Annotated in this window: 27 protein-coding genes, 1 tRNA gene and 1 pseudogene; 14 read left to right on the top strand and 15 right to left on the bottom strand. The window is 38.9% G+C overall.

What is annotated here, in order from left to right:
- Positions 1 to 505: 505 nt before the first annotated feature.
- Positions 506 to 1,177, bottom strand: coding sequence for a response regulator-like transcription factor HsrA (gene hsrA / locus DBU79_RS04215; protein WP_001264984.1), 672 nt, complete (start codon positions 1,175 to 1,177; stop codon positions 506 to 508).
- A gap of 344 nt (positions 1,178 to 1,521) precedes the next feature.
- On the bottom strand, positions 1,522 to 2,634 hold the full coding sequence (locus DBU79_RS04210) for a metallophosphoesterase (protein ID WP_154411634.1): 1,113 nt from the start codon (positions 2,632 to 2,634) through the stop codon (positions 1,522 to 1,524).
- 199 nt (positions 2,635 to 2,833) lie between these two features.
- Here DBU79_RS04210 and acs point away from each other — a divergent pair, with 199 nt between their 5' ends.
- Both acs and DBU79_RS04200 read left to right on the top strand, forming a co-directional pair.
- Positions 2,834 to 4,822, top strand: a complete 1,989-nt coding sequence (gene acs, locus DBU79_RS04205) for an acetate--CoA ligase (RefSeq protein ID WP_154411633.1) — start codon at positions 2,834 to 2,836, stop codon at positions 4,820 to 4,822.
- A gap of 72 nt (positions 4,823 to 4,894) precedes the next feature.
- Positions 4,895 to 5,080, top strand: a pseudogene (locus DBU79_RS04200) (hypothetical protein); the annotation flags it as partial.
- A gap of 107 nt (positions 5,081 to 5,187) precedes the next feature.
- On the opposite strand, the gene DBU79_RS04195 reads toward DBU79_RS04200, so the two are convergent.
- The 12 genes from DBU79_RS04195 to DBU79_RS04140 are packed head-to-tail and all read right to left on the bottom strand — an operon-like array spanning position 5,188 to position 15,823.
- Entirely contained in the window at positions 5,188 to 5,628 is a 441-nt protein-coding gene (locus tag DBU79_RS04195) for a ribosome maturation factor RimP (protein ID WP_000162226.1), read from the bottom strand.
- Positions 5,621 to 5,956 carry a 30S ribosome-binding factor RbfA gene (gene rbfA / locus DBU79_RS04190; protein ID WP_154411631.1) on the bottom strand — a complete coding sequence of 112 codons (336 nt, stop codon included), beginning with the start codon at positions 5,954 to 5,956 and terminating at the stop codon, positions 5,621 to 5,623. The genes DBU79_RS04195 and rbfA overlap by 8 nt, the downstream gene beginning before the upstream one ends.
- Positions 5,956 to 8,817 carry a translation initiation factor IF-2 gene (infB, locus tag DBU79_RS04185; protein WP_154411630.1) on the bottom strand — a complete coding sequence of 954 codons (2,862 nt, stop codon included), beginning with the start codon at positions 8,815 to 8,817 and terminating at the stop codon, positions 5,956 to 5,958. Before infB ends, rbfA begins: the two co-directional genes overlap by 1 nt.
- Complete coding sequence (locus DBU79_RS04180) at positions 8,814 to 9,068, bottom strand: DUF448 domain-containing protein (protein WP_001232486.1); 255 nt, start codon at positions 9,066 to 9,068, stop codon at positions 8,814 to 8,816. The genes infB and DBU79_RS04180 overlap by 4 nt, the downstream gene beginning before the upstream one ends.
- Positions 9,055 to 9,936: a homoserine kinase gene (gene thrB, locus DBU79_RS04175; RefSeq protein ID WP_154411629.1), complete on the bottom strand. Its 882-nt coding sequence runs from the start codon at positions 9,934 to 9,936 to the stop codon at positions 9,055 to 9,057. Before thrB ends, DBU79_RS04180 begins: the two co-directional genes overlap by 14 nt.
- A gap of 54 nt (positions 9,937 to 9,990) precedes the next feature.
- Entirely contained in the window at positions 9,991 to 10,488 is a 498-nt protein-coding gene (locus DBU79_RS04170; RefSeq protein ID WP_167599636.1) for a tRNA (adenosine(37)-N6)-threonylcarbamoyltransferase complex dimerization subunit type 1 TsaB, read from the bottom strand.
- Positions 10,489 to 10,509: 21 nt separating this feature from the next.
- On the bottom strand, positions 10,510 to 11,397 hold the full coding sequence (gene lpxC / locus DBU79_RS04165; protein WP_134890541.1) for a UDP-3-O-acyl-N-acetylglucosamine deacetylase: 888 nt from the start codon (positions 11,395 to 11,397) through the stop codon (positions 10,510 to 10,512).
- The gene (gene minC / locus DBU79_RS04160) at positions 11,394 to 11,981 is read right to left on the bottom strand and encodes a septum site-determining protein MinC (RefSeq protein WP_195834226.1); all 588 of its coding nucleotides are present in this window, start codon (positions 11,979 to 11,981) and stop codon (positions 11,394 to 11,396) included. The genes lpxC and minC overlap by 4 nt, the downstream gene beginning before the upstream one ends.
- A gap of 2 nt (positions 11,982 to 11,983) precedes the next feature.
- A complete protein-coding gene (locus DBU79_RS04155) occupies positions 11,984 to 13,306 on the bottom strand; it encodes a M23 family metallopeptidase (RefSeq protein ID WP_195834225.1) in 1,323 nt (440 codons plus the stop codon).
- 9 nt (positions 13,307 to 13,315) lie between these two features.
- Positions 13,316 to 14,260 carry an outer membrane beta-barrel protein gene (locus DBU79_RS04150; protein WP_154411627.1) on the bottom strand — a complete coding sequence of 315 codons (945 nt, stop codon included), beginning with the start codon at positions 14,258 to 14,260 and terminating at the stop codon, positions 13,316 to 13,318.
- 8 nt (positions 14,261 to 14,268) lie between these two features.
- Positions 14,269 to 15,111, bottom strand: a complete 843-nt coding sequence (locus DBU79_RS04145) for an outer membrane beta-barrel protein (protein WP_154411626.1) — start codon at positions 15,109 to 15,111, stop codon at positions 14,269 to 14,271.
- On the bottom strand, positions 15,101 to 15,823 hold the full coding sequence (locus tag DBU79_RS04140; RefSeq protein ID WP_000523303.1) for a hypothetical protein: 723 nt from the start codon (positions 15,821 to 15,823) through the stop codon (positions 15,101 to 15,103). Before DBU79_RS04140 ends, DBU79_RS04145 begins: the two co-directional genes overlap by 11 nt.
- A gap of 148 nt (positions 15,824 to 15,971) precedes the next feature.
- Between DBU79_RS04140 and panB the strand changes: the two genes are divergently transcribed.
- The 9 genes from panB (at position 15,972) to DBU79_RS04095 (ending at position 21,434) form a co-directional block, all read left to right on the top strand.
- Positions 15,972 to 16,784 carry a 3-methyl-2-oxobutanoate hydroxymethyltransferase gene (gene panB, locus DBU79_RS04135; protein WP_154411625.1) on the top strand — a complete coding sequence of 271 codons (813 nt, stop codon included), beginning with the start codon at positions 15,972 to 15,974 and terminating at the stop codon, positions 16,782 to 16,784.
- Positions 16,785 to 17,795, top strand: a complete 1,011-nt coding sequence (ruvB, locus tag DBU79_RS04130) for a Holliday junction branch migration DNA helicase RuvB (protein WP_154411624.1) — start codon at positions 16,785 to 16,787, stop codon at positions 17,793 to 17,795.
- A gap of 67 nt (positions 17,796 to 17,862) precedes the next feature.
- Entirely contained in the window at positions 17,863 to 18,345 is a 483-nt protein-coding gene (gene tatB / locus DBU79_RS04125; protein WP_154411623.1) for a Sec-independent protein translocase protein TatB, read from the top strand.
- The gene (gene tatC, locus DBU79_RS04120) at positions 18,338 to 19,087 is read left to right on the top strand and encodes a twin-arginine translocase subunit TatC (RefSeq protein ID WP_154411622.1); all 750 of its coding nucleotides are present in this window, start codon (positions 18,338 to 18,340) and stop codon (positions 19,085 to 19,087) included. Before tatB ends, tatC begins: the two co-directional genes overlap by 8 nt.
- On the top strand, positions 19,088 to 20,125 hold the full coding sequence (queA, locus tag DBU79_RS04115; RefSeq protein ID WP_154411621.1) for a tRNA preQ1(34) S-adenosylmethionine ribosyltransferase-isomerase QueA: 1,038 nt from the start codon (positions 19,088 to 19,090) through the stop codon (positions 20,123 to 20,125). It abuts the gene before it with no gap.
- Positions 20,122 to 20,658 carry a 16S rRNA (guanine(527)-N(7))-methyltransferase RsmG gene (gene rsmG / locus DBU79_RS04110; protein ID WP_154411620.1) on the top strand — a complete coding sequence of 179 codons (537 nt, stop codon included), beginning with the start codon at positions 20,122 to 20,124 and terminating at the stop codon, positions 20,656 to 20,658. Before queA ends, rsmG begins: the two co-directional genes overlap by 4 nt.
- On the top strand, positions 20,652 to 20,894 hold the full coding sequence (locus tag DBU79_RS04105) for a PP0621 family protein (protein WP_180481504.1): 243 nt from the start codon (positions 20,652 to 20,654) through the stop codon (positions 20,892 to 20,894). The genes rsmG and DBU79_RS04105 overlap by 7 nt, the downstream gene beginning before the upstream one ends.
- Positions 20,895 to 20,896: 2 nt before the next feature.
- Entirely contained in the window at positions 20,897 to 21,304 is a 408-nt protein-coding gene (locus DBU79_RS04100) for a hypothetical protein (protein ID WP_134890547.1), read from the top strand.
- 42 nt (positions 21,305 to 21,346) lie between these two features.
- Positions 21,347 to 21,434: transfer RNA gene (locus DBU79_RS04095), tRNA-Ser, on the top strand.
- Between the two features lie 4 nt (positions 21,435 to 21,438).
- On the opposite strand, the gene DBU79_RS04090 is transcribed toward DBU79_RS04095, so the two are convergent.
- A complete protein-coding gene (locus DBU79_RS04090) occupies positions 21,439 to 22,041 on the bottom strand; it encodes an outer membrane protein (RefSeq protein WP_154411618.1) in 603 nt (200 codons plus the stop codon).
- A 288-nt stretch (positions 22,042 to 22,329) separates the two neighbouring features.
- Here DBU79_RS04090 and DBU79_RS04085 point away from each other — a divergent pair, with 288 nt between their 5' ends.
- From DBU79_RS04085 to ftsH, 3 genes are read left to right on the top strand one after another with little or no spacing between them, the layout of a single operon-like run.
- On the top strand, positions 22,330 to 22,704 hold the full coding sequence (locus DBU79_RS04085; RefSeq protein WP_000772151.1) for a chemotaxis response regulator CheY: 375 nt from the start codon (positions 22,330 to 22,332) through the stop codon (positions 22,702 to 22,704).
- Between the two features lie 12 nt (positions 22,705 to 22,716).
- Positions 22,717 to 23,694 (top strand): 50S ribosomal protein L11 methyltransferase, encoded by a 978-nt coding sequence (gene prmA, locus DBU79_RS04080; RefSeq protein WP_180395038.1) that lies wholly within the window; start codon positions 22,717 to 22,719, stop codon positions 23,692 to 23,694.
- A gap of 8 nt (positions 23,695 to 23,702) precedes the next feature.
- Positions 23,703 to 25,601 (top strand): ATP-dependent zinc metalloprotease FtsH, encoded by a 1,899-nt coding sequence (gene ftsH / locus DBU79_RS04075; RefSeq protein WP_121288483.1) that lies wholly within the window; start codon positions 23,703 to 23,705, stop codon positions 25,599 to 25,601.

Genomic DNA, 25,601 nt, shown 5'->3' with positions numbered 1-25,601 from the left:
ATAGTGGTTTAAGTTATCCCTCTATTTTATTGTTTTTTGTTACGGGTATTTGGAGCATGTTAGAGAGTTTGGGGTAATAGTGAGCGGTTATCTTAAAAAGGAGATGACCAACTATGAAACCACTATTAGCAATCATAGTTTTAATGGTTCTCACAACGCCACTACACTAAAATTTTAGTGCAAGCTAGAGTTTAGCTAGCGTTTTCTTTGTGTATTTTTCTTGTATCCCATAAAAATCCCACAAAAATAAGACTTTTTCAATATCCAATGAAAACAGAGTAAAAGTTTGTATTTTGTGTTTTGATAGATATATTTAAATCCATGAATTGATACGAATTTATTTGAGTGTTTTTTAACCAAAACACCCTACTGATCGCAGATAAAATGATCATGCTCCTAGCTAAACACTAACATGATATGAGTGTCTCTATTATCGCTATTAAAATATTTGATTTTACCCGCTCCACACCCTCATTCTAATCTATTTTTTAGCAAACCACGGAATTTACTCTTCACACGCCGGTTTGGGGTAGCAAAAACGATAGCCTCTGCGTCTTACGGTTTCAACCGTGGAAATCCCCAAGGGTTTATCCATTTTTTGGCGGATTTGATTGATAGCCACTTCAATGACATTAGGGGTAACCATTTCAGGCTCTTCCCAAATAGCGTCTAAAAGCTGTTCTTTGGAGACGATTTGATCCCTATGTCTGGCAAGATGGGTAAGCACTTCAAAAGGCTTCCCTTTCACTTCAACTTCACGCCCCTTGTAAATAATTTTTTCTTCATCAGGGCTAATGGTCAAATCCCCAATTTCAATCACATTAGAGCCCCAAAACCTCAAACGAGCCTCAATCCTTGCGACTAAAGCTTTAATGCTGCGGTAAGGCTTAGCGATATAATCGTCCGCACCCTGCTCAAACGCATGGACTTCTTCTTCGCTTGTAGGGTTATCAGAAGAAACTAAAACAACAATGGAAGAATGCTTTTCCTTGATTCTAGAAACAAAACTTAAAGCGTTCTTATCGCTAACCATAACCAAGTCGTAATTCCTAATATCCATAAGATATTCCCCATCCTCTAAACTCTCTGTTACATCAGCCATAAAGCCTTTAACATTTAAGCCTTTTTCAATTTCTCCACCCAAAACAGAATTTTTTTCAATCAGTAGAACGCGCATGGTGTATGACTCCTGCATTTAAGAGTAATTCAAGCACTGATTATATCATAATTTTAAATTAGTTTAAGAAAATATTAATAAAAGTTATCGCTTGATTAAAATCAAGCCCTTGGTTATTGGTTGTAAAAATGCCTTTGAGCGTTTTTATGGATAATTTTTAAAATCATTTGCTAAAAATCACCATTTTATTGTATAATTACAAATCCAACCATTCCTTATGGTTTGGTTGGCACCGCTTAAGATTGAAGGGTCACCTCCCCCTCCTTTCCCTTTGTCTTGGCGGTTGTTTTTTAACTCCTTGTTTTAATCCCTATTTTTAACCGCTTGATTAAGATTTTGTTTAACTAAGCTTGATTTTTAGGTAAAAGCCTAAGGTATGCGATCTCGCTAGGGGCTAAAAACCTTAAAGGAATCCCCCAATACCCTGCCCCACTGCTCACATAAATTTGAGTGGTATCGCTGTGCTTGTATAAACCATATAAATAGGTTTGCGCCAGCTTGACTAAAAGGCTAAAAGGAAAGATTTGCCCCGCATGGGTATGCCCTGAAAGCACTAAATCTACAGAATGGCTTTCTTTGAGACTTCTAATTTGTTTGGGCTGGTGGGCTAAAAGGATTGTGGGCTTACTCTCATTGCGCTTTTTTAAAGCTTTGTCAATATCAGGGGCAAAATTTTGATGCTTTCGTGCGAAATAATCATACACGCCGCACAAATTGATCCCCCCTAGATGCACGCACTCATTCCCTAAAATCGTTAAATTAAGCGTGTCAAGAAACGATAAAATCGGCTCTATGCCATGATAATACTCATGATTTCCTGGCACATAAAAAGTGCCATGCGCGCTTTTAAGGTTGTTTAAAGGCAGTAAAAAAGATTTGACTTTTTCAATGTTTTCATCCACTAAATCCCCCCCAATCAGCACCATATCCACTTCTTTTTGATTGACTTCTTCTACAATGTAATCAACAAAATCTTTTTGCAACAAACTCCCCACATGCATGTCTGTGAGTAAAATAATCTTTAATTCTTTATCCAGCTTGTCTAAATAAATAGGGGTTTCTTTGATTTTAGGGCGGGCCAACCCTTCATAAAACCCGCGCCAAAAATACCCCAATAACGCCAGATAAAACCCCAATTTTAAAAAATTTTTTAAACTTTTACGCCTTGAATGCAAAAAATCTATCTTTTCTATGGAGTAGGAAAACCCGTAAAAACTTAAAGAAAAAATAAACACAATAAAAGATACAAACGAACACGCCGAAGTCAAAACAAACAAATGGCTAGGCATGGTATTTCTATAAAAAGCAAAAGCCACCTCTCCCGCGCTCAAAAGGATAAAAAACCCTAAATAAGCGCACTGAGAGATTTTCTTTAAGGTTAGAAACGATTTTAACATCTTAAAAGAACTATAATTCAAAAGACACAAAACCAATAAAAACGCTATGGAGATCAGCATATCACCCTTTTGTAGTCATAATGTTTTGGCTATATTAGCATATTAACACTAATACGCCCTTTAGGTTTCATCGTGCTATTGTTTCCTTTTTTATCAGTCTCAATCCCCACAGAAAGAGAAAAGTATCCCTCCCCATAAAAGAGTGTGAGTTTGGATACAATAATAAAAAATGTGCTTAAAGCCATAGAAAGGAGATGCGATGCAATCAGACGATGATTTAGAATTCGCTAAAAAAATCTTTAACCCTAACAGAATGTTTGCTAAGCAAGCTAGGATTAAAAACATGTGCGAATATAAAGATTTAGTGCATGAAGCCAATGAAGATTATGAATATTTTTGGGGCGAGTTAGCCAAGCAAAAACTCACATGGTTTAAGCCCTTTGATAAGGTTTTAAACAGCGATAACGCCCCTTTTTTCAAATGGTTTGAAAACGGCAAAATCAATGTTTCTTACAATTGCATAGACAGGCATTTAAAAGACAAAAAAAATAAAGTGGCGATCATTTTTGAAGGGGAAATGGGGGATTATAATGTCATCACTTACAGAAAACTCCACTCTGAAGTCAATAAAACAGCCAACCTTTTAAAAAACGAATTCAATGTCAAAAAAGGCGATAGAATCATTGTCTATATGCCTATGATTGTAGAAAGCGTTTATATGATGCTCGCATGCGCTAGGATTGGAGCGATCCATAGCATCGTTTTTGCTGGGTTTAGCCCTGAAGCCTTGAGGGATAGGATCAACGACACTCAAGCCAAATTAGTTATCACAGCGGATGGGACTTTTAGAAAAGGCAAACCCTATATGCTCAAGCCAGCCCTTGACAAGGCTCTAGAAAATAACGCCTGCCCTAGTGTGGAAAAAGCGCTCATTGTGATACGAAACGCCAAAGAGATTGACTATGTGAGAGGGCGCGATTTTGTCTATAATGAAATGGTCAATTACCAATCCGATAAATGCGAACCTGAAATGATGGACTCTGAAGATCCTTTATTCTTGCTCTATACAAGCGGATCAACCGGAAAACCTAAAGGCGTTCAACACAGCAGTGCAGGGTATTTGCTATGGGCACAAATGACGATGGAGTGGGTTTTTGATATTAGAGATAACGATAATTTTTGGTGCACCGCTGATATTGGCTGGATCACAGGGCACACTTATGTGGTTTATGGGCCTTTAGCTTGTGGGGCGACAACCTTGATACTAGAAGGCACGATGTCTTATCCGGATTATGGGAGATGGTGGAGGATGATAGAAGAATACCGAGTGGATAAATTCTACACTTCCCCCACCGCTATAAGAATGCTGCATGCTAAAGGCGAAAACGAACCCTTAAAGTATAATTTAGACTCACTCAAAGTTTTAGGAACAGTGGGAGAGCCCATTAACCCTACGGCATGGAAATGGTTTTATGAAAAAATCGGTAATTCAAAATGCAGTATCGTGGATACTTGGTGGCAGACAGAAACAGGCGGGCATATCATCAGCCCTTTACCGGGAGCTACGCCTATAAGGGCTAGTTGCGCGACTTTACCTTTACCTGGCATCCATGCAGAAGTTTTAAACGAAGACGGCACTAAAACAAAGCCCGGAGAGCAAGGGTTTTTATGCATCACTAAGCCATGGCCTTCTATGATAAGAAACATTTGGGGCGATGAACAACGATACATTGACAGCTATTTTTCTCAAATCAAGTTGAATGGGGAATATGTCTACCTCTCTGGAGATGGCGCCATCGTGGATGAAAACGGATATATTACTATTATTGGGCGCACCGATGATATTGTGAATGTGAGCGGGCATAGGATTGGCACGGCTGAAGTGGAGAGTGCTATTTCTAAACATGAAATGGTGGCTGAATGCGCGGTAGTGGGTATCCCTGATGCGATTAAAGGAGAGGGCTTGTTTGCGTTTGTGGTGCTGTGCGATGGGGCTAAATGCAATCTTGGCGAGAGTTTAGAATTATTAAAAGAAATGAATCATATCTTATCCATTGAGATTGGAAAGATCGCTAAATTAGACAATGTCATGTATGTGCCGGGTTTGCCTAAAACCAGGAGCGGGAAAATCATGAGAAGGCTTTTGAAATCTATCGCTAAAAAAGAGCCCATCACTCAAGATTTAAGCACGCTAGAAGATGTGAATGTGGTCAAAGAAATAATGAGTATCGTTCAAATGGAAGAGTGAAATCTAAAAAATGCTTTTTAGCGTTTTTTAGCCAAATAATGAAAGTCTAATTTCAATCAAGCAATAATCTCTGGAAAGATCGCTAAATTAGACAATGTCATGTATGTGCCGGGTTTGCCTAAAACCAGGAGCGGGAAAATCATGAGAAGGCTTTTGAAATCTATCGCTAAAAAAGAGCCCATCACTCAAGATTTAAGCACGCTAGAAGATGTGAATGTGGTCAAAGAAATAATGAGTATCGTTCAAATGGAAGAGTGAAATCTAAAAAATGCTTTTTAGCGTTTTTTAGCCAAATAATGAAAGTCTAATTTCAATCAAGCAATAATCTCTCATAAAGTGTAAGGACGCTACCGCTTTGCGTTATTTCACCACTCAAAAAGCGTTTTAACTTTCTTTAAATCTTTATACTCCACGCTTTTGATAGCATGATCTTCTAATTCAAAATCCGCGCTCAAATCGTTAGCGTCTTTAAGGACAGCTTGAAAGCTTTCTTTATTTGTGAGTTTGACTTCCACTTTTTCGCCTAAAGAAAGCTTGAAGTGTTTGGGGGTCTTAAGCGTTCTTTCTAACCCCATGGAGCTCACTTCCAAAATATAAGCGTCTTGAATAAAATCGCACACATCTAATAAGGGCGAAATGATCTCGCTCACTTGCTGGCAAATATCCAAACTAACCGCTCCATTAGGGTTTTTAAGGCTCACTCTTAAAACATGCTGCTCATTTTCTTTAATCAAACTCACATCATAAAGCAAATAGCCCAAACTTTCAATCACGCCCTCTATTTTCTCTTCTATTTTTTTAGTCATTATCTTTCCCTTTAGCGATTTCATTAAATATGGCGTCTAATCGGAGCTGTTTTTCTAGGGTATTGTCTAAAACAAAACTGAGTTTTGGGCATTTAAACCACCCGCTCGCCTGCAAAACAAACTGCCTGATCAAGCCCTCAGCTTTTTTTAATTTAGAAAGGATTTTACGATCTTGTGAAAGCACAAACACAAAAGCGTGGTGCTTCCCTTTAGAGCATTCCACTTTAGTAACGCTTAAAGAATTCAACTCGCTGTCGTTCAAACTCGCTAAAGCCTCTTGCAATAATTCTAAAAGATTGGATTCTAAGCGTTCTTTATGAGCGTTCATTAGAGGGTTCTTTTTTTATGGATTTCTTTATAGGTTTCAAACACATCGCCCACTTTAATCTCATTATAATTATCTAGCATGATCCCACACTCATAACCCTTAGAAACTTCTTTCACATCATCTTTAAAGCGTTTTAAAGAAAGGATTTCGCCGGTATGAATCACCACGCCATCCCTAATCAAACGCACCTTAATGCCACGAGCGATCACCCCATCGCTCACCACACACCCAGCTATCGTGCCAACTTTAGGGATATTAAAGGTTTCTCTCACTTCCGCTTGTCCGGTATGCTCTTCTTCAATGATAGGGCTCATCAAGCCTAATAACAGCGATCGCATTTCTTCAATCAAGGCATAAATCACCGTGTAAGTTTTAATGCTCACATTGTATTCTTTAGCCTTATTTTTCACATTGCCGGTGGGGCGGATATTAAAGCCTAAAATCACCGCATGCTCACTGCTAGAAACTAGGCTCAAATCATTCTCAGTAATGCCCCCCACCCCTGAGTGGATCACTTGAATCGCCACTTCTTCGTTATTAAGCTCTAACAAGCTGTTTTTAATGGCTTCTAAGCTTCCTTGCGTATCCGCTTTAATGACTACAGGAATATTTTTTAATTCCTTATTAGCGACCATTTCTGAAAGCTCATCAAAAGACACTTTAGTGCTTTTACTCAACGCTTTTTGGCGTAAATAAGTCGCCCTCTTTTGAGCTTGCAAGCGCGCGATGGAATCGTTTTCTACCCCTATTAAAACAGATCCTGCAGGAGGCACTTCGCTTAAGCCTGTGATGAGAGCCACCATAGAGGGTTTTAAATTTTGAATGCTCTTGCCTTGATCGTCAGTCATCGTTCTTACTTTACCAAACGCCGTTTCGGCAAAAAAACTATCCCCCACGCTCAAAGTCCCGCTTTGGACAATCACAGTGGCTACTGCCCCACGCCCTTTTTCCACGCTCCCTTCTAAAACAACCGCTCTAGCACTGCCCTCTTCTATGGCTTTTAATTCCATAATATCCGCTTGGATAAGAATGGTTTCTAATAAATTGTCAATACCATCGCCCGTTTTAGCTGAAACAGGGATAAACTCATGCTCTCCGCCCCAATCCACAGGGTTATAACCAAGCTCAGCGCATTCGGCTTTGAGTTTGTCCGGATTCACATTAGGCTTATCCATTTTATTCATCGCAAAAATCACAGGCACATTAGCCGCTTTTGCATGTTCTAAAGCTTCAATAGTCTGTTGCTTCACGCCATCATCAGCCGCTATCACAATCACTGCAATATCTGTTACTTGAGCCCCACGATTACGCATCTGGCTAAAGGCTTCATGCCCTGGGGTGTCAATGAAAGACACCCATTTGTTATTTTTTTCTACCATGTAAGCGCCAATGTGCTGAGTGATCCCTCCAGCTTCAGTGTGCGCGACTCTTTTATCACGGATTTTATCTAATAGTGAAGTTTTACCATGATCCACATGCCCCATGATAGTCACCACAGGCGGGCGCTCTTTTTTCACCCCTTCTAGCACTTCTTCTACTTCAAATTCTTCTAAGGTGTTTTGAACAGAAATTTCTAAATGAAACTCTTCGGCTAAAATTTCTATGCTATCCTTATCCAAAAAGTCGTTTTTAGTTACCATAAGCCCTAAATTAAAGAGGGTTTTAATCACATCGGCCAGATTCAAATTCGCTTTTTGCGCGAATTCATAGACGCGCACTTCTTCAGGGATTGCAATCGCGCTTTGGATCACTTTTTGGCTGTTATCGTTACGGAATGCGCGCTTTTTCTTGGATTGTCGTTTGATCCCGCTTTCATTCATCCAAGGGTTTTTCCTTTGGACGCGCACCCTGTCGTTGATATTTTGGCGCGCTTCTTTTTCTTCTTCTTCCTTATTGAAATTATCTTGTTCATGCAAATCAAACAATAAGATTTCATCGGTTTCATCATCATAAATATCATTGCCCTTAAAATCCCTCGCATCGCTAAAATCAATTTTATGGGATTTGTTGTTTTTGGCTGTGGGGGTGGCTTTGGGCTTACTGGGTTTTTTGGCTTTTTTAGCCTCTTGTTTGTCTTTTTCTTGCCATTCTTTTTTAATGTCTTCAAAAATAGCCGCTGCGCTTTGAGTGGGTTTTTTGCTTTCTGTTACGCTGTTTTCAATTTCATTTTCTGTTTCATCGTTGCGTTTAATCACCCTAAAACCGGTGCGTCTTTTAATGTTTTCATGGCGTTTAATCTCTTGCTCTTGCTTTTTAACTTCGCTGATTTCTTTTTTAGCGTTATTAGCGTTATTAGCGTTATTAGCGTTATTGGTGCTGTTAGCGTTGTTAGCGTTGCTTTGGGTAAGCTTGTTTAGGGCTTCTCGGCTTTTTTGGATTTCTTGGAGCTTTTGCTTGGCTTTTTCTATTTGAGAGTGGCTAACCACTTTAGGGGTGTTTTCTACAGGGGGCGTTTGGTTTTCAAAAGTGTTGACAATCTCTATCCCTCCCTTCTTTTTAGCAATGGGTGTAGGAGCTTCTTTTTTCTTTTCTTTAGTTTTCTTGAGCTTTGGCTGGCTTTTTGTTTCTTCTTTTTTGGGCGTTTTGGAAACCTTTTTGTTAAGAGGTTTAGACGCTACGGCTGTATTCAAATCGTCTTTATTGTCTTGTTCAGGATTTTTAGTGGGTTGATTGGCTTGTATTTGTTCTTTAATGCCATCCACAATGTATTTGTATAGCTTGCCTGCTTGCTCTGGGGTCATTTTAGAATTTGTCTTAAGCTCTAAACCAATGTCTTTGGCTTGCTCGATCACATTTTTAAGCTCTTTTTGGGTCTTACCAAGCTCGGCTAAAAATTCTTTTAAATCAACCATACCACTCATGCTATGCTTCTCTCCTTAATCCAATTAATGATATTTTTGGTATCTTTTGGGGCATTCTTTATTTTTGAAACCGCTTTCAACAACTTTTTTTCTCCATTTTTCAAACAATTTCCACACACATAAAAACTACGGCCTGTGCCATCAAATTCCATGATTTGATTGTCAAAGCTTTTCAAACGCAACAAATCCTTTTGAGGTTGGCGCATTCTGCACGCCACACACATGCGGATTTTAATTTCAGTCTTTCTCAATAAGGACTCCATCATTGTCAAAATCTAAAACCGCTACCCTAAATTTAGGGAATTTCTTGCTCAAAACCTGCTTTAATTTAGGGGCGTCCTCTTCATAACACATGTTAAAAAACGACGAACCGCTCCCTGAAAGCGTGCTCATTAAGGCGTTATTTTCTAAAGCGAGCTTTTGGATCGCAAATAACACGGGATAAGTTTGCATGCGCTTATATTGGTGCATCCTGTCTTTAGAGCAACAACGCAACAAGTCCCACTTCCCTTGCGCAATCGCCATCGTCATCAAGCTCGCATGCGAAAGGTTAAACACGCTTTCTTGCACGCTGTAACGCTTGGGCAAGAGATGGCGCGATTGCTTGGTAGAAATGGCCCTATTAGGGATCACCATCACCGCTTTTAAAAAAGAAGGGATTTTGGTTTTTAAACTTATCACTTTCTTTTTTTCCACAAACGCTGCATTATACCCCCCAAACACCGCCGGGGTGATATTATCCGGGTGGTTTTCATAAATTAAAGCGGTATTGACAATGCTTTCTCTATCAAAAGCAAACCCTAAAAACGCAAACGCTGAAGCGACCGCCCCCACAATCATCGCTGAGCTAGACCCCATGCCCCTTGTAATAGGGACTTTATTATGCAATAAAAATTTAAATGAGCCGTCATTCCCATGCTTTTTTAAAATCTCATAAAACACTTTAGTGAAAATATTGTTGGTTAAAAACTTAGGGATCCCTTCACCCTCCCCAACCAATTTCACCGCATGGAAGCTGCTAGGCTCAATAAAAAACCGATTGCGTAAATTCAAACTCAAACCCAAGCAATCAAAACCGGGACCTAAATTCGCACTCGTTGCAGGAACACTCACTACCAAATTTTAAACCCCTATTTTTGATACCCTTTCATTATTTAAAACTAGCATTATACACTAAATAGGAGGCAAAATGTAAAACGGCGTGTTCAATTGGGTGAATTTGTCTTTCTCTAAAAAAGAGGGCAGCATGAAATCTTTTGGCGCAATTTTCAAATCCTTAAAATCGGTTAAGCTTTCCCTTTCTTTTGAAACAAAGTATTTATTGGCATACGCCAAAATGGGCGTGTTGTCGTTAAAATCAAAGCCTGTGGTTGAATAGAGTTCAAAGTCATGGATTAAAGCCAAAGTGTGTAAGAAAACATGCGTGAGCTTTAGGCTAGTGAAACTCCCTGGCCCTTTAGCGTAATAAACCCCTTTAATCGCCGGTAAATTAGAGTGGATCGTGGGGTAAATGGTGGGGTTTTTAAAATCTTTGAATAATTGTGAAAAAACTTCCACTAAAGCTTCACTCGTTTTTGATTTGGAAGTGTAAGAAGCGCATAAAAAATTGTTTTGATACACCCCAAGCAAAACCCCCTCGCCTAAAGAGATAAGCACTAAATCCAATTCCAAAAAATAAACCCTAATTCAGGATTAAGCGAAAGCCTTTTGCAACGCAAATTCTTTAGCCGGATCCGTAGCGATCAAAACTTCGTAATTTTTAGCGTCCGCTAAAATGGCTTTAACCAACATGGAATTGAGCTTATGACTCCCTGAAAAAGAAGTGTATTTGCCCATCACAGGCATGCCTAAAACCATTAGATCCCCCATAGCGTCTAAAATCTTGTGGCACACGAATTCCTTTTCGCACCTCAAGCCCTCTTTATTCAAAATGCTGTTTTCGTCCAGCACGATGCAATTATTCAAGCTTCCCCCTTTAGCCAAACCAATGGATCGCAAGTAATTCACTTCTTGCAAAAACCCAAAGGTGCGGGCTTTAGCGACTTGCTCTTTGTAAGCGGTTTTACTAAAGACAAAATGATGGGCTTGCTTAGCGATAACCGGATGGCTAAAATCAATCGTGAAATTCAAAGAAAGTTGGCTGTCTGGCTCAATTTTAACGAATTTATCGCCCTCTCTAACCTCAACGACTTGCTTGATTTCCATCACCTTTTTAGGAGCGTCTAATTCTTTAATCCCTGCTTCATCTAAAAGCATGCAATAAGTCAAAGCACTCCCATCCATGATAGGGATCTCTTCGTTATCCACAGAGATTTTAAGATTATCAATACCATACGCATGGATAGCTGAAAGCAAATGCTCAATCGTAGAAATTCTAGCATTATCCTTACCCAACACGGTTGCCATTTTGGTATCCACGATGTTTTCAGGTTTTAAGGGGAGCTTCACGCCCAAATCAGAGCGGTAAAAAACAATGCCTTGATTTTCTCCTAAAGGCTCTAAAACAAGCTTCACAGGAACGCCCTTGTGCAAGCCTATCCCTACTAATTCCACAGAGTGGTTAATGGTTGTTTGCTTCATAATACTTCCTTTATGTCTAGTATATCGTCATTTTTAGTGATTATTTTAATATTTTTATTTACCAAAAGCCGTTCAACCTCTTTTAAAGAGAAAATTTTATTTTGAAAAACGATTTGAGCGCTCTTGACTTCTTTCAAAATCAAGCACTCTCCAAAGCACACAATCGCCCCTTCGCAAACCCCATAAACCGACACACAGCCCTCTGAAATAATCTTTGCCCCATTGTGGATATTACCCAAAAAAATAAGATGATTAGCGCTATAAATCTCTTCCCCACTCCTGATGTGGCACTCATAAATCGTTGTTTTAGGTTCTGTTTTAGAATGATTGGGTTTTGAATGATTGTTTTCTTCTTTTAAAGACATGGTTTTGATATGGCGTCCGTTTAAAGCGCGATTCGTTTCTAAAAATAAAAGCTGGTGTTTGCGCAAAATGGCTTTGACTTCTGGTTCAATATCATATTTAAATATAATAAGAAAATACTGCAAAAGGGCGTGGTTTTTTTCTAAAAATTCCATGACCGCTTCAGGCTCTTGCTTTTCAATTTCAAACGCATGCACATTTTTTTGATTGGTTTTTAACATGACTATCCTTTCATTAAAAGCTGTTTGGCTTGCTCTATGGGGGTGATGATATTGGTTTTTATCCATTGCTCATTAAGCCATTCATTGGGCCGGACAAAAACCCCTTGCAAAAGCATCCCTAAATGCAACCCGATCCCTAATTTCAAACCGCTACTCCCCACGCTTTCATCATCTTTTAAATGCGCTAAAAAAACGCACAAACCCAGCCCATAGCAATTAATTAAACTATTACCATAAAAACCCAACTCCCCCTTAAAAACCCTCTTCATAATTGGATCAAACGCTAAAGATAAATCCTTGCTAGGTATCAAATCCACCCCTAAATGCAAGAATTTAAACAACACCTGATTGTCCTTTAAGATACGCCGATTTTCTAAAAAATTGCTTACCATTTTAAAAGGCCCATTCAAGGGTTTTAGCGCTTGAAAATGGGAAAAATCCTTATAAAAATCCCCTTGCTCTAAAGCGATCTTTTGGGCTTTTTCTAAATCTTTTGGACGCGCGTTGGAAAATATTTCTAATAAAGTTTGCTCAGTGTGATTTTGAAATTTTTCTTGCTGTACAATCTTGTCTTTTAAGGCGCTTAAGTCTATATCTTTTTCCCTCAAACGATGGGTTTTTCGCTTGAATAATAAAGGGGTGGTATTAGAGTTATAGGCTTTATCTTTAGCAACAATGAACGCTTTAAAATCCTTATTTTTATAAGACCAAGGCACTAGAGCGATAAAGACATTACGCTGTTTGAATTCTAAAAGCCTGAAAGCTTTAAAATCCTTTTTTTTAACGCGAACAAACGCTTGAGACAAATTCTTATCCAAAGCTTCAAAGACCACTACCGCGCTCCCCCCATAAGCGATGCTTGGGGAACGAGATAAAATCGTGATTGAGGGTTTTATCGTATCAATGCACACTTCTTGTTTGAAAGACGCCTTATTGCCATTGAAAAAATTAGCATAGCTCCAATCATTAGCTTGAATTTCATACAAAAGGCACTTGTCTTCTAACCCCATGATTTCAGGCCTAATTAAAGGCACCTCTAAAAACTTGGGTTTATCCAATACCAGATTTTCTTTTTCATATAAGATCAAATTATCTTGCGTGGTTACTTTTAAATCATAGCGTTTGATACCCTTTGGGGCTGCTATTTTAATCTTAATGGGTTTTTTTAAATCCCAAAAAAGCGCTTCATTATTGTCATTGAGTGCATCCTCTTTGCTGTTTAAACTAAAACTTAAAGCTTTGGGTTTTGTGATTAAAGCGTTAAAAATCAAATAACCCCCTAAAATCAAAACGACTAACGCTAAAATTTTAAACCTCAACTCCAAAATCAAGCCTTAAAAAATGAACGCATAATTCACTAATAAAAAACTGGATCGCTTGAACTGGTTGTTAGCTGAAATCAACAATCGTTCATCGTCTTCTTTATTTTGATAGAGCGCTCCCTCTTCCACTCCCATTCTCAAATAGCTAATCGGTAATTTGGTGCCAATCTCTAAGCGGTGTTTCCTATAAAGCGTTAAACTCACGCCCACATTAAAAGTGTAATCCACTTCAATCAAAGATTTCCATAAAAAATTAGGGCTTGAATAGCCCCCCACCACCAAATTCCTCCCGTTTTGATTAGGCTTGTCTTGATAAAGCATAAGCCCTATCCCAAAACCTGCATAAACGCCTAAAAAATGCTTTTTAGTCTTAAAATCTAAAGGCATATCAAACAACAAATCGGTATTGACAGCCCCTAAAACATAAAAAAACGAGCCTACAGATTGCTTGCTTGCATCCTCTTTTAACGCCCCTCCCCCAAGCAATAAATCCCCATAAAATCGTGTTCCAAAATAAGGCACGAAGTATTTTTGATACCCGAATTTAACGCTAATCATAGAAACAGGAGCGTTAATCTTGATATTGTTTTTAAACGCGCTAGGGGCATTCGCGCCATATTTGTCTAACATCTCCCCTTGATAAGAAAGATTAAATCCCCCATAAGCATACCCACCCCCTAAAAAAACCCCGCTCTTATCATCGGCTATGGAAAAAGATTTGAGTAATTTTTTTCTTTTCTTTGAAGAAATCTTTGGGTAAGTTCGCTCTAAATATTCTTCTTCAAACTTATCCTTATCCATCTCTTTGGGCGAAACCCCTTTTTCGGTGAGCTGTTGCTTTAAATTGTTTATTTTTTCGTCTAATTGTTGGTTTTCTTCTTCTAAATTGTCATAATCTGTCGCTTGAAGTCCCAGTATGAGTGCGATATAAATCAAACAATATTTAAATTTCAACATTTTAGCCTTTACAATAAATAGTTGTAACTAATATAATAAATATTAGTGCTTTTAAAATAATATAAAAAAGTTTGCGAAGTTTCTTTTAAGGGAGGCATTTTTAAGGCTAATTCAAAACGGTGTTTGAGATTAAGCGTCATGCTCACCCCTAAATTTAACACTAGCCCAAAGGCGTTAGGCTGTGAATACCCTTTAACCTCTTTTAAATTTTGATACATCCCATTCCACCCCACTCCAACGCCTCCAAATATCCCTAACGCAAACCTTTTTTCTTTGTCAATAGGCTTATCCATCAACAAATCAATATTCAAGCTTGCGGTTTGATAAGAGGCTAAAGAATCGCTTTTAAACCCTTTCATCGCCCCCCCTAAATACTCCCCATAAAAGCGTAAGGCGCTAATCCCGTTAGCAAAATACTTTTGATACCCGCTCCTTAAGCCATACAACAAAGGAGAAGCTTGAATATTGCTTAAAAGTTCAAACTTCTCATAAGAATGAGCGCTAACCCCTATATCGCCAAGGATTACGCCTATAAAAAAACCGCTCTTATTTTTAGCCATTTGCTGGAATAAGATGGATTCATTTTTTTCATGCAATTCCCCTTTGAGCATGTAAAGCTGGCGTTTTTTCTTATGGATTTCTTCAAGCAGGCTTTTTTCATCAATCTTTTTTGCAATCCCCTTTTCTTTTTTAAACTCTAGCGTTTGGGCGCGTTTTTCTTCCAAAAAAATGGGAGCGTCTTTAGGGGTATTTTCTTTAATCATGTTTTCTTCAGTCGTATTCTCTTCAGCGTGCAAGCTTAAAATAAAACTAAAGCATAAAATGAGATTTCTTATTTTTTTAGAACACATATTGATACCCAATGCTTGCTATAGCTCCCCACCAAGTCTCTTTTGAAGAATTGGATTGTAAAAAAGGGAAATTATTTAAAATTTTAAATTCAAATTCAATGCGGTTTTTTTCTAATACCGTTAGAGCCAAGCCTGCGTTAAAAGACATCCCCCATTCCGCCGTATAATTCACCCCATGCGCTACAACCCCCAAGCCTAAACCCATATACCCCCCCATATAAAGGTATTTCCCCACAAAAGGCAAAGGAAAATCCAATAAAAAATCCCCATTCAGCATAACCGATTGAAACCCCACGCTCCCAAAGCCCGCTTTTTTAGGAGCCCCTCCATAATATTGGATATAAATACGCCTGCCAATGATATTTGGCTTGACCAAGCGTGCAAAAAACGACGGCCTGAAAGTTTGATAGCCAAAACGCAAGCCATAAGCGAACAAATAATTTAAAATATTTCCGGTGATGCTAGAGCTATTGGTTCTAACCATGATTTCATGGTTGTAAAAAAACCCGGTATTGATCCCTAAAATAAGCCCGCTTTTAGCGTTCGCCCTTTTTAAGTCTCTGATCAATTCTTCAACTTCTTTATCTTCATAAGCTTTATAATACTTGATATATTTGTAGTATTTTGGGTCTAGGGTGTCATAATCAAGCGCACTCAATCCCGCATAAAACCCCATTAAAGACCATAAAATAACATGTTTTTTAAGACCCAAAATCGCTAAATCCCTTGAATTGTTTGTTAAAAGTTTCTTTCAATTATACTAAAATAATTAAAATGACCGGTTAAAATGGAGTAAAATTTTCACCCACCCCAATAAAGTCATGCTACAATGCCACTATATTTAACACTTAGGATTTTTAATGAGCATGCAAACCGCCCCAATTAAAAAAATCACTCTCAACCACCTCCAAGCTAAAAAAAATCAAGAAAAGATCATCGCTATTACCGCTTATGACGCGCTGTTCGCTCAAATATTTGATCCGCTAGTGGATGTGATTTTAGTGGGCGATAGTTTGAATATGAGTTTTTTCAACCAAAACGACACTTTAAGCGCGAGTGTAAAAATGATGCTCTATCACACTAAAGCCGTGTGCGCGGGCGCTAAGACTCCTTTTATCATCACAGACATGCCCTTTGGAAGCTATAAAGATGAAAAAACAGCCCTAAAAAACGCCATTAGAGTTTATAAAGAAACCCAAGCGAGCGCGATCAAACTAGAGGGGGGGAAAGAAAAAGCGAAACTGGTTAAAACGCTCACTAATGAGGGCGTTATCGTGGTAGGACACATTGGCTTAATGCCTCAATTCGTGCGTCTTGATGGAGGCTATAAGGTTAAGGGCAAAAATGAAGAGCAACAAAAAAAGCTTTTAGAAGACGCCTTGAGTTTAGAAGAAGCCGGGGCGGGTTTGTTGGTTTTAGAGGGTATAACCACCCCTATCGCTCAAGAAATCACGCAAAAAATCAAAATCCCCACGATCGGCATAGGGAGCGGCAAGGATTGCGACGGGCAGATTTTAGTGTGGAGCGATATGTTAGGCTTTTTTGATAGCTTTAAGCCTAAATTCGTGCGAGAGTACCTTAAAGGGAAAGAATTGGTTCAAAACGCGATTCAACAATACGCTGATGATGTGAAAAAGGGAATCTTCCCTAACGAATTAGAAAGTTACCATTAAATGAAAGAACGGATAGTCAATTTAGAAACTTTGGATTTTGAAACTTCTCAAGAAGTGAGTTTGCGCCCCAATCTTTGGGAAGATTTTATCGGTCAAGAAAAGATTAAAAGCAACTTGCAAATTTCTATTTGCGCGGCTAAAAAACGCCAAGAAAGTTTGGATCACATGCTCTTTTTTGGCCCGCCCGGTTTGGGTAAAACTTCAATCAGCCATATCATCGCTAAAGAAATGGAAACCAATATCAAAATCACCGCCGCTCCCATGATAGAAAAAAGCGGTGATTTAGCCGCCATTTTGACTAATTTGCAAGCTAAAGACATTCTTTTTATTGATGAAATCCACCGGCTCAGCCCAGCGATTGAAGAGGTTTTATACCCGGCTATGGAAGATTTTAGACTGGATATTATCATAGGCTCAGGCCCAGCCGCTCAAACCATTAAGATTGATTTACCCCCTTTCACCCTCATCGGCGCTACCACTAGAGCCGGAATGCTCTCTAACCCCTTAAGAGACAGATTTGGCATGAGTTTTAGAATGCAATTTTATAGCTCTAGCGAACTAGCCCTTATCATCAAAAAAGCCGCCGTTAAACTCAACCAAGACATCAAGGAAGAAAGCGCTGATGAAATCGCTAAAAGGAGCAGAGGCACGCCAAGGATTGCTTTAAGGCTTTTGAAAAGGGTACGCGATTTTGCGCTAGTCAAAAATTCAAGCTTGATGGATTTAAACATCACTTTGCATGCTTTGAATGAATTAGGCGTGAATGAATTGGGCTTTGATGAAGCGGATTTAGCGTATTTATCTTTGTTGGCTAACGCTCAAGGAAAGCCGGTGGGTTTGAATACGATTGCAGCGTCTATGAGAGAAGATGAAGGCACGATTGAAGATGTGATTGAGCCTTTTTTACTCGCTAATGGTTATTTAGAGCGCACCGCTAAAGGCAGAATCGCCACGCCTAAAACCCATGCGCTTTTAAAAATCCCCACTTTAAAGTCTCAAACTTTATTTTAACCTTGTTTAGAAAGAAAATTACACTACAATAACGATAAAATTTTAAAGGGTGTGAAAGTAGATTATTATGTTTGGCATGGGCTTTTTTGAAATCCTTGTGGTGTTGATTGTAGCGATTATTTTTTTAGGGCCAGAAAAATTCCCCCAGGCTGTCGTGGATATAGTGAAATTTTTTCGTGCGGTTAAAAAAACGCTCAATGACGCTAAGGACACTTTAGATAAAGAAATCAATATTGAAGAAATCAAAAAAGAAACTCTAGAGTATCAAAAACTCTTTGAAAACAAAGTGGAGAGTCTTAAGGGCGTTAAGATTGAAGAATTAGAAGACGCTAAAATAACTGCAGAAAAGGAGATTAAAAGCATTCAGGATTTGATGCAAGATTACCAAAAAAGACTAGAAAACAACGCACCCCCTAACCACTCCAATGAAGAAGTTTCCAATGAAGAAGCCTTAAATGAAGAAGTTTCAAGCGATGAACCTCCTAAAGAAGTCCAATTAGCAACCGATAACAACACCAAAGAACACGACAAAGAAAAAGAGCATGTTTGAAGATTTAAAACCGCATTTACAGGAATTAAGAAAGCGTTTGATGGTTTCTGTAGGAACGATTTTAGTGGCGTTTTTGGGGTGCTTTCATTTTTGGAAAAATATTTTTGAATTTGTTAAAAATTCTTATAAAGGCACGCTCATTCAGCTCTCCCCTATTGAAGGGGTTATGGTAGCGGTGAAAATCAGTTTTTCAGCCGCTATCGTCATTTCCATGCCCATTATTTTTTGGCAATTGTGGCTCTTTATCGCTCCAGGGCTTTATAAGAATGAAAAAAAAGTGATTTTGCCTTTTGTGTTTTTTGGGAGCGGCATGTTTTTGATTGGGGCGGCGTTTTCTTATTATGTGGTGTTCCCTTTCATTATTGAATACTTGGCCACTTTTGGGAGCGATGTGTTTGCGGCCAATATTTCTGCGTCCAGTTACGTGAGCTTTTTCACACGCTTGATTTTAGGCTTTGGCGTGGCGTTTGAATTGCCTGTTTTGGCGTATTTTTTAGCTAAAGTGGGCTTGATCACCGATGCAAGTTTGAAAGCGTATTTTAAATACGCTATTGTAGTGATTTTTATTGTAGCAGCCATTATCACTCCCCCTGATGTGGTGAGTCAAATCTTTATGGCGTTGCCTTTAGTGGGGCTTTATGGGCTTTCTATTTTAATCGCCAAAATGGTCAATCCGGCTCCTAAAGATAACGAAAATAACAACGAAAATGACACCAAAGAAAATGAAAAGAGCGAGTCGTAGTTGAAAGAATTTGATTTAGAAAGCTATGATTATCATTTGCCTAAGGAATTGATCGCAAGCTATCCCGTTTTGCCCAAAGAAAAGGCTAAATTGCTCGTCTATGAAAGGCGTTCGCAAACAATCACGCACACCACTTTTGAGCATGTTTTAGATTTTTTCCCTAAAAACGCCCTTGTGGTGTTGAACGACACTAAAGTGATGAAGGCCAGGCTTTTTGGATCTAAGCATGCCTTTTTGCCATCAAAAACGACCGAAGTGTTTTTCCACCGCTTTTTTAAAGGCAATACCGCTTTAACTCAAATTAAGGGTAAGATCAAAGTGGGGGACAAAATCTTTTTTAATGAAAATTATTACGCTGAAGTTTTGGAATTACTCCATAACGGCCAACGCTTGATCGCTTTTTATGACCATAAAACCCCCTTAAATCAAGAAAATATCTTAAAGCTTTTAGAGCAATACGGGCATATGCCCTTACCCCCTTATATTAAAAGAGCCGATGAAAGTTTGGATGCGCATGAATACCAGAGCATGTTCGCTAAACACATCGGTGCGGTGGCTGCCCCTACGGCGTCATTGCATTTTTCTCAACACTGCTTAGAAAAATTATTGAAAGATTTCAAGCACGCTTTTTTAACCTTGCATGTGGGGGCTGGGACTTTTCTTGGCGTAGAAACTAAGGATATTAGAGAGCATCAAATCCATACAGAAGTTTTGCATATTCCTAAAAAGAGCCAAGAAATTTTGCAAGAATCCCAAGAGATTTTATGCATCGGCACGACCGCTTTAAGGAGCGTGGAATACTTCAAGCGTTTAAAAAACCCTAATCAAGAGGCGTTTGAATGCGATATATTCTTGCATCTTGCTAATCCTATTCGGCATGTTAATTATTTGCTCACTAATTTCCATTTGCCCAAATCTAGCCTTTTAATGCTTGTGAGCGCGATGATAGGCTTAGAAAAAACCAAAGAAATCTACAAAATAGCCATAGAAAAGAAGTATCGTTTTTATTCTTATGGCGATGGGATGCTGATTTTATGAACCCCTTATTGCAAGATTACGCGCGCATCCTTTTAGAATGGAATCAAACGCACAACTTGAGCGGCGCAAAAAATTTAAGCGAGTTAGAACCACAGATCACAGACGCTCTAAAGCCTTTAGAATTTGTCAAAGATTTTAAAAGCTGCTTGGATATTGGGAGCGGGGCGGGACTTCCTGCTATCCCTTTAGCCCTTGAAAAACCGGAAACAAAATTCATTCTTTTAGAGCCAAGAATAAAAAGAGCGGCTTTTTTAAACTACCTTAAAAGCGTTTTGCCTTTAAAAAACATTGAAATCATTAAAAAGCGTTTAGAAGATTATCAAGATCTTTTACAAGTGGATTTAATCACTTCTAGAGCGGTCGCTAGCTCTTCTTTTTTGATAGAAAAAAGCCGACGCTTCCTAAAAGATAAGGGGTATTTTTTATTCTATAAAGGCGAGCAGCTAAAAGATGAAATCGCTTGTAAAGACACTGAATGCTTTATGCATCAAAAGCGTGTTTATTTTTACAAATCAAAGGAAAGTTTATGTTAAGAATTTTAATCCCCCTACTCATTATCGTGTGGGTTTTATGGCGTTTGTTTTTGAGGCAAAAACCCCACAAAGACAACCACAAAGACAACCACTCTTATGCGCAACAAACCCCCAAAGAATTAGAAGATCACATGATTGTATGCTCTAAATGCCAAACCTATGTCTCTAGCAAAGACGCTATTTACAGCGGAGCGGTAGCCTATTGCAGTGAAACCTGTTTGAAGGATAAGAGATAAATATGCTTATTTTAGGACACCCTTTAATCCCTAGTGCTCGTTTTGTTTTCATTAAAAACACCGATGCTATTCATTCCAGCACCAATAACGATATAGTGTGTTTTGAAGCAAACCCAAAAAATTTGGAATTAGCTAAGTATTGCTGTGAAAATGGCGTCCATTTTAGCGTGATCTTTTTATCGCACAAGATAGAAACGGACGCCTTTTTTTTATTCAACGCTTTCAAACCGCTCTATTGTATTTTTAAGGATATTAAGCAAGCCATACTCGCCCAACAACACGCCACTAATTACTTATTAGATAGCAAAATCTTGTTTTCTATGGATTTAAACGATACAGAGTTGTGGGAAATTTGCACTAAAAATCAAATAGATGGCGTGATTTCTAAAGATTCACTCCTTTTAAAATAAGCCCTTTTTAAACAAATCTTAGTTATAATAAGCCCTTTTTAAGGGGAGATGTCCGAGTGGTTGAAGGAGCACGCCTGGAACGCGTGTAAGGTGCAAGCCTTCGAGGGTTCGAATCCCTCTCTCTCCGCCATTTTCTAAAAATGCCACGAATGCGAAACAAAAAACAAAAAGCTCCTTTCAAACAAGCTGCGCCTTTCAGGGGTTAGAAAGATTTTCATGCCAATTTCCACATCCACCTTATGATACAAAACGATCGTGCGAAACTGCACCCCAAATTTCCCGATAGCCCTGAAATAAGTGTTACGAAAATTGAAATCTTTTAATGAATCCCAAGTATTCACCACCAAATCTTTGACTTTATTATTGAGTATCCATGTGTTGGCGGCCAGTTGCAAGCCAAAGAAAAAAGCCCAACGGTTGATAGGGTTTTTAGCGTAGGCGACCATAAAATCCCCTCCCACCCCATAAGTGAACATGTTCGCTTGTAAAGTAGAGTCATTATTAAAAAGCACATTACCATAATCTATAAAGAAATAATACCTAGAATAAGCCCAATCGTTTTTAGGATTCACTTCATAGCCTTGAAGGATTGAAGCCCCTTGTAAAAGCTTGTTAGTGTTTAAAGGGCGCATAAACACCGTGCCTATTTGATAAGAAGAAGACATGTAACTCAAATTTTCAGCATTTAAAATATTTAAAAAACTTATAACCAGTATTAAAATTCTTAAATAACACACTTACTTGTAAAATCCTCATCTTTCTTTTTTCAAACCATCCAATACCCTTTATCGCACTCAAAAGTTATTTTATTACTTTTAAACTATTATGATAGCAAACAAACTGAATTTTTTTACAAATGAGAACGCTCATTAAACGCTCCATTTAGCCAATGATTATTGTTGGTCAAGGTAATTTTAATCAAAACATGCTATTATTTGGAATGATTTATTATTATAAGGCGTTAGAGACGCTTTGGCTGTTTAAAAAGAGCCTAATTTAAATGCAATCTTAAAAGGAGAAGTGCTTTGAAACTACTAGTAGTAGATGATAGCTCAACTATGAGAAGAATTATTAAAAATACACTTTCACGCTTAGGCTATGAAGATGTTTTAGAAGCTGAGCATGGGGTGGAAGCTTGGGAGAAACTAGACGCTAATGCGGACACTAAGGTGCTTATTACAGATTGGAACATGCCTGAAATGAACGGCTTGGATCTCGTTAAAAAGGTGCGCTCTGATAGCCGTTTTAAAGAAATCCCTATTATTATGATCACCACAGAGGGCGGTAAGGCCGAAGTCATTACCGCTTTGAAAGCGGGCGTGAACAACTACATTGTGAAACCTTTTACCCCCCAAGTTTTGAAAGAAAAATTAGAGGTTGTTTTAGGGACAAACGATTGAGTGTTAAAGCCAATGTATTATGAGTTTTTCTTTATCTTCCCTAAGAAGCGAGAACTTTTTGAGAGCTTTCTTTTAGACGCCACACACCTAGCCCTAGAAGAATCAAGCTTAGAGAATTTAAAAGCGTTTGACGATAAAGAAACCATTGAATTTATAAGCCAATCCAATTGGCATTATTTCGCCACTCATGACCCCCTAAAAAAAGATTTAAAAGAAAAACCCCCACATCTCAAAAATTTCGTTATTTTACGCTCTGAAGAGAATTTGAATAACTCGCTCATTCCAGCATTAGAAGCGTTTTGTTTGAATTTAAAACAAAACCTGCAAAACGAGTTTGATTTTTTCTATCTTTCACGCAATCTGGCTTCAAAAAACTGGCTAGAAGCCTACAAACAAGCTATTTTACCGGTGCAATGCGCCAAATTTTACATACACCCTAGTTGGCATCAAAAGCCAAGCCATGTTGCTGCAAATGATTGCATAATGATCGATCCGGCTTTGGCCTTTGGATCAGGCCATCATGAAAGCACTTCTATGTGTTTGGAACTGCTCTCTAATCTTGATTTAAAACGCAAAAACGCTTTAGATGTGGGCTGTGGGAGCGGGATTTTAAGCATCGCTTTAAAAAGACAAGGCGTTAGCGCTTTAGTAGCTTGCGATACAGATAGTTTAGCCGTTGAAGAAACCCTAAAAAATTTTAGCTTGAATCAAATACCCCTATTAGCGCAAGATAAAGTCGTTTATGGCTCTACGCAAAAAATTGAAGGGCGTTTTGATATTATTGTGGCGAACCTTGTCGCTGATGTGATTAAGAGTTTGTATAGTGAATTTGTGCGGCTTTGTAACCACACTCTTATTTTATCAGGGATTTTAGAAACCCATTTAAACTCTGTTTTACAGATCTATTATAATGGATTTGAGGTTTTAGAACAGCGACAGCGTAACGAATGGGTCGCTCTAAAATTGCTTAAAAAACAACCAATAAATTAAGGATTATAATGAAACCAACGAACGAACCTAAAAAACCTTTTTTTCAAAGTCCCATTATCCTTGCGGTTCTTGGAGGGATTTTACTCATTTTTTTTCTGCGTTCTTTCAATTCTGATGGCAGTTTTTCGGACAATTTCTTAGCTTCTAGCACTAAAAATGTGAGCTACCATGAAATCAAACAGCTCATCAGCAATAATGAAGTGGAAAATGTGAGCATCGGTCAAACTTTGATCAAAGCCAGCCATAAAGAGGGCAACAATCGTGTGATTTATATCGCTAAACGAGTGCCTGATTTGACCTTAGTGCCTTTGTTAGACGAGAAAAAAATCAATTATTCTGGTTTTAGCGAGTCTAACTTTTTTACCGACATGCTAGGGTGGCTCATGCCTATTTTAGTGATTTTAGGGCTATGGATGTTTATGGCAAACCGCATGCAAAAAAATATGGGTGGGGGTATTTTTGGTATGGGGAGCGCGAAAAAACTCATTAACGCTGAAAAACCCAATGTGCGTTTTAATGACATGGCGGGCAATGAAGAAGCCAAAGAAGAGGTGGTAGAAATCGTAGATTTCTTAAAATACCCTGATCGCTACGCTAATTTAGGGGCTAAAATCCCTAAAGGCGTGTTATTAGTAGGGCCTCCAGGAACCGGTAAAACCCTTTTAGCAAAAGCGGTGGCCGGCGAAGCACATGTGCCGTTTTTCTCTATGGGAGGGAGCAGTTTCATTGAAATGTTTGTGGGCTTAGGGGCAAGCAGGGTTAGAGATTTGTTTGAAACCGCTAAAAAACAAGCCCCTAGCATCATTTTTATTGATGAAATTGATGCCATAGGTAAAAGCAGAGCGGCTGGAGGCGTGGTGAGCGGAAACGATGAAAGAGAGCAAACCTTAAACCAACTCTTAGCCGAAATGGATGGTTTTGGGAGCGAGAACGCGCCTGTGATTGTCTTAGCCGCAACGAACCGCCCCGAAATCTTAGATCCGGCGTTAATGCGTCCAGGGCGCTTTGACAGGCAGGTTTTAGTGGATAAGCCTGATTTTAATGGCAGGGTAGAAATCTTAAAAGTGCATATTAAAGGCGTGAAACTCGCTAACGATGTGAATTTGCAAGAAGTCGCCAAACTCACCGCAGGGCTTGCAGGAGCGGATTTAGCGAATATCATCAATGAAGCCGCGCTTTTAGCAGGAAGAAACAACCAAAAAGAAGTCAGGCAACAGCATTTAAAAGAAGCGGTTGAAAGAGGGATTGCAGGGCTAGAAAAGAAAAGCAGGCGCATCAGTCCTAAGGAAAAGAAAATCGTCGCCTACCATGAAAGTGGGCATGCCGTGATTTCTGAAATGACTAAAGGGAGTGCTAGGGTGAATAAAGTCTCTATCATTCCAAGGGGAATGGCGGCTTTAGGCTACACCCTTAACACGCCTGAAGAAAACAAATACTTGATGCAAAAACACGAACTCATCGCTGAAATTGATGTGCTTTTAGGCGGGAGAGCGGCTGAAGAAGTCTTTTTGGAAGAAATTTCTACCGGTGCGAGCAACGATTTAGAAAGAGCGACTGATATTATTAAAGGCATGGTGAGTTACTACGGCATGAGCAGTGTCAGTGGGCTTATGGTGTTAGAAAAGCAACGGAACGCCTTTTTAGGAGGCGGTTATGGAAGCAGTAGGGAATTTAGCGAAAAAACCGCAGAAGAAATGGATCTTTTCATTAAAAACTTGCTAGAAGAGCGCTATGAGCATGTCAAACAAACCTTGAGCGACTACAGAGAAGCGATTGAAATCATGGTCAAAGAATTGTTTGACAAAGAAGTCATTACAGGCGAGAGAGTGCGTGAAATCATCAGCGAATACGAGACCGCCAATAATTTAGAAAGCCGTTTGATCCCTTTAGAAGAGCAAGCGAGTTAA

This window comes from Helicobacter pylori (assembly GCF_009689985.1).
Taxonomy (GTDB): domain Bacteria; phylum Campylobacterota; class Campylobacteria; order Campylobacterales; family Helicobacteraceae; genus Helicobacter; species Helicobacter pylori_CG.
The sequence above is the reverse complement of the archived record's forward strand: the minus strand, read 5'-3'. Positions and strand labels throughout refer to the sequence as shown.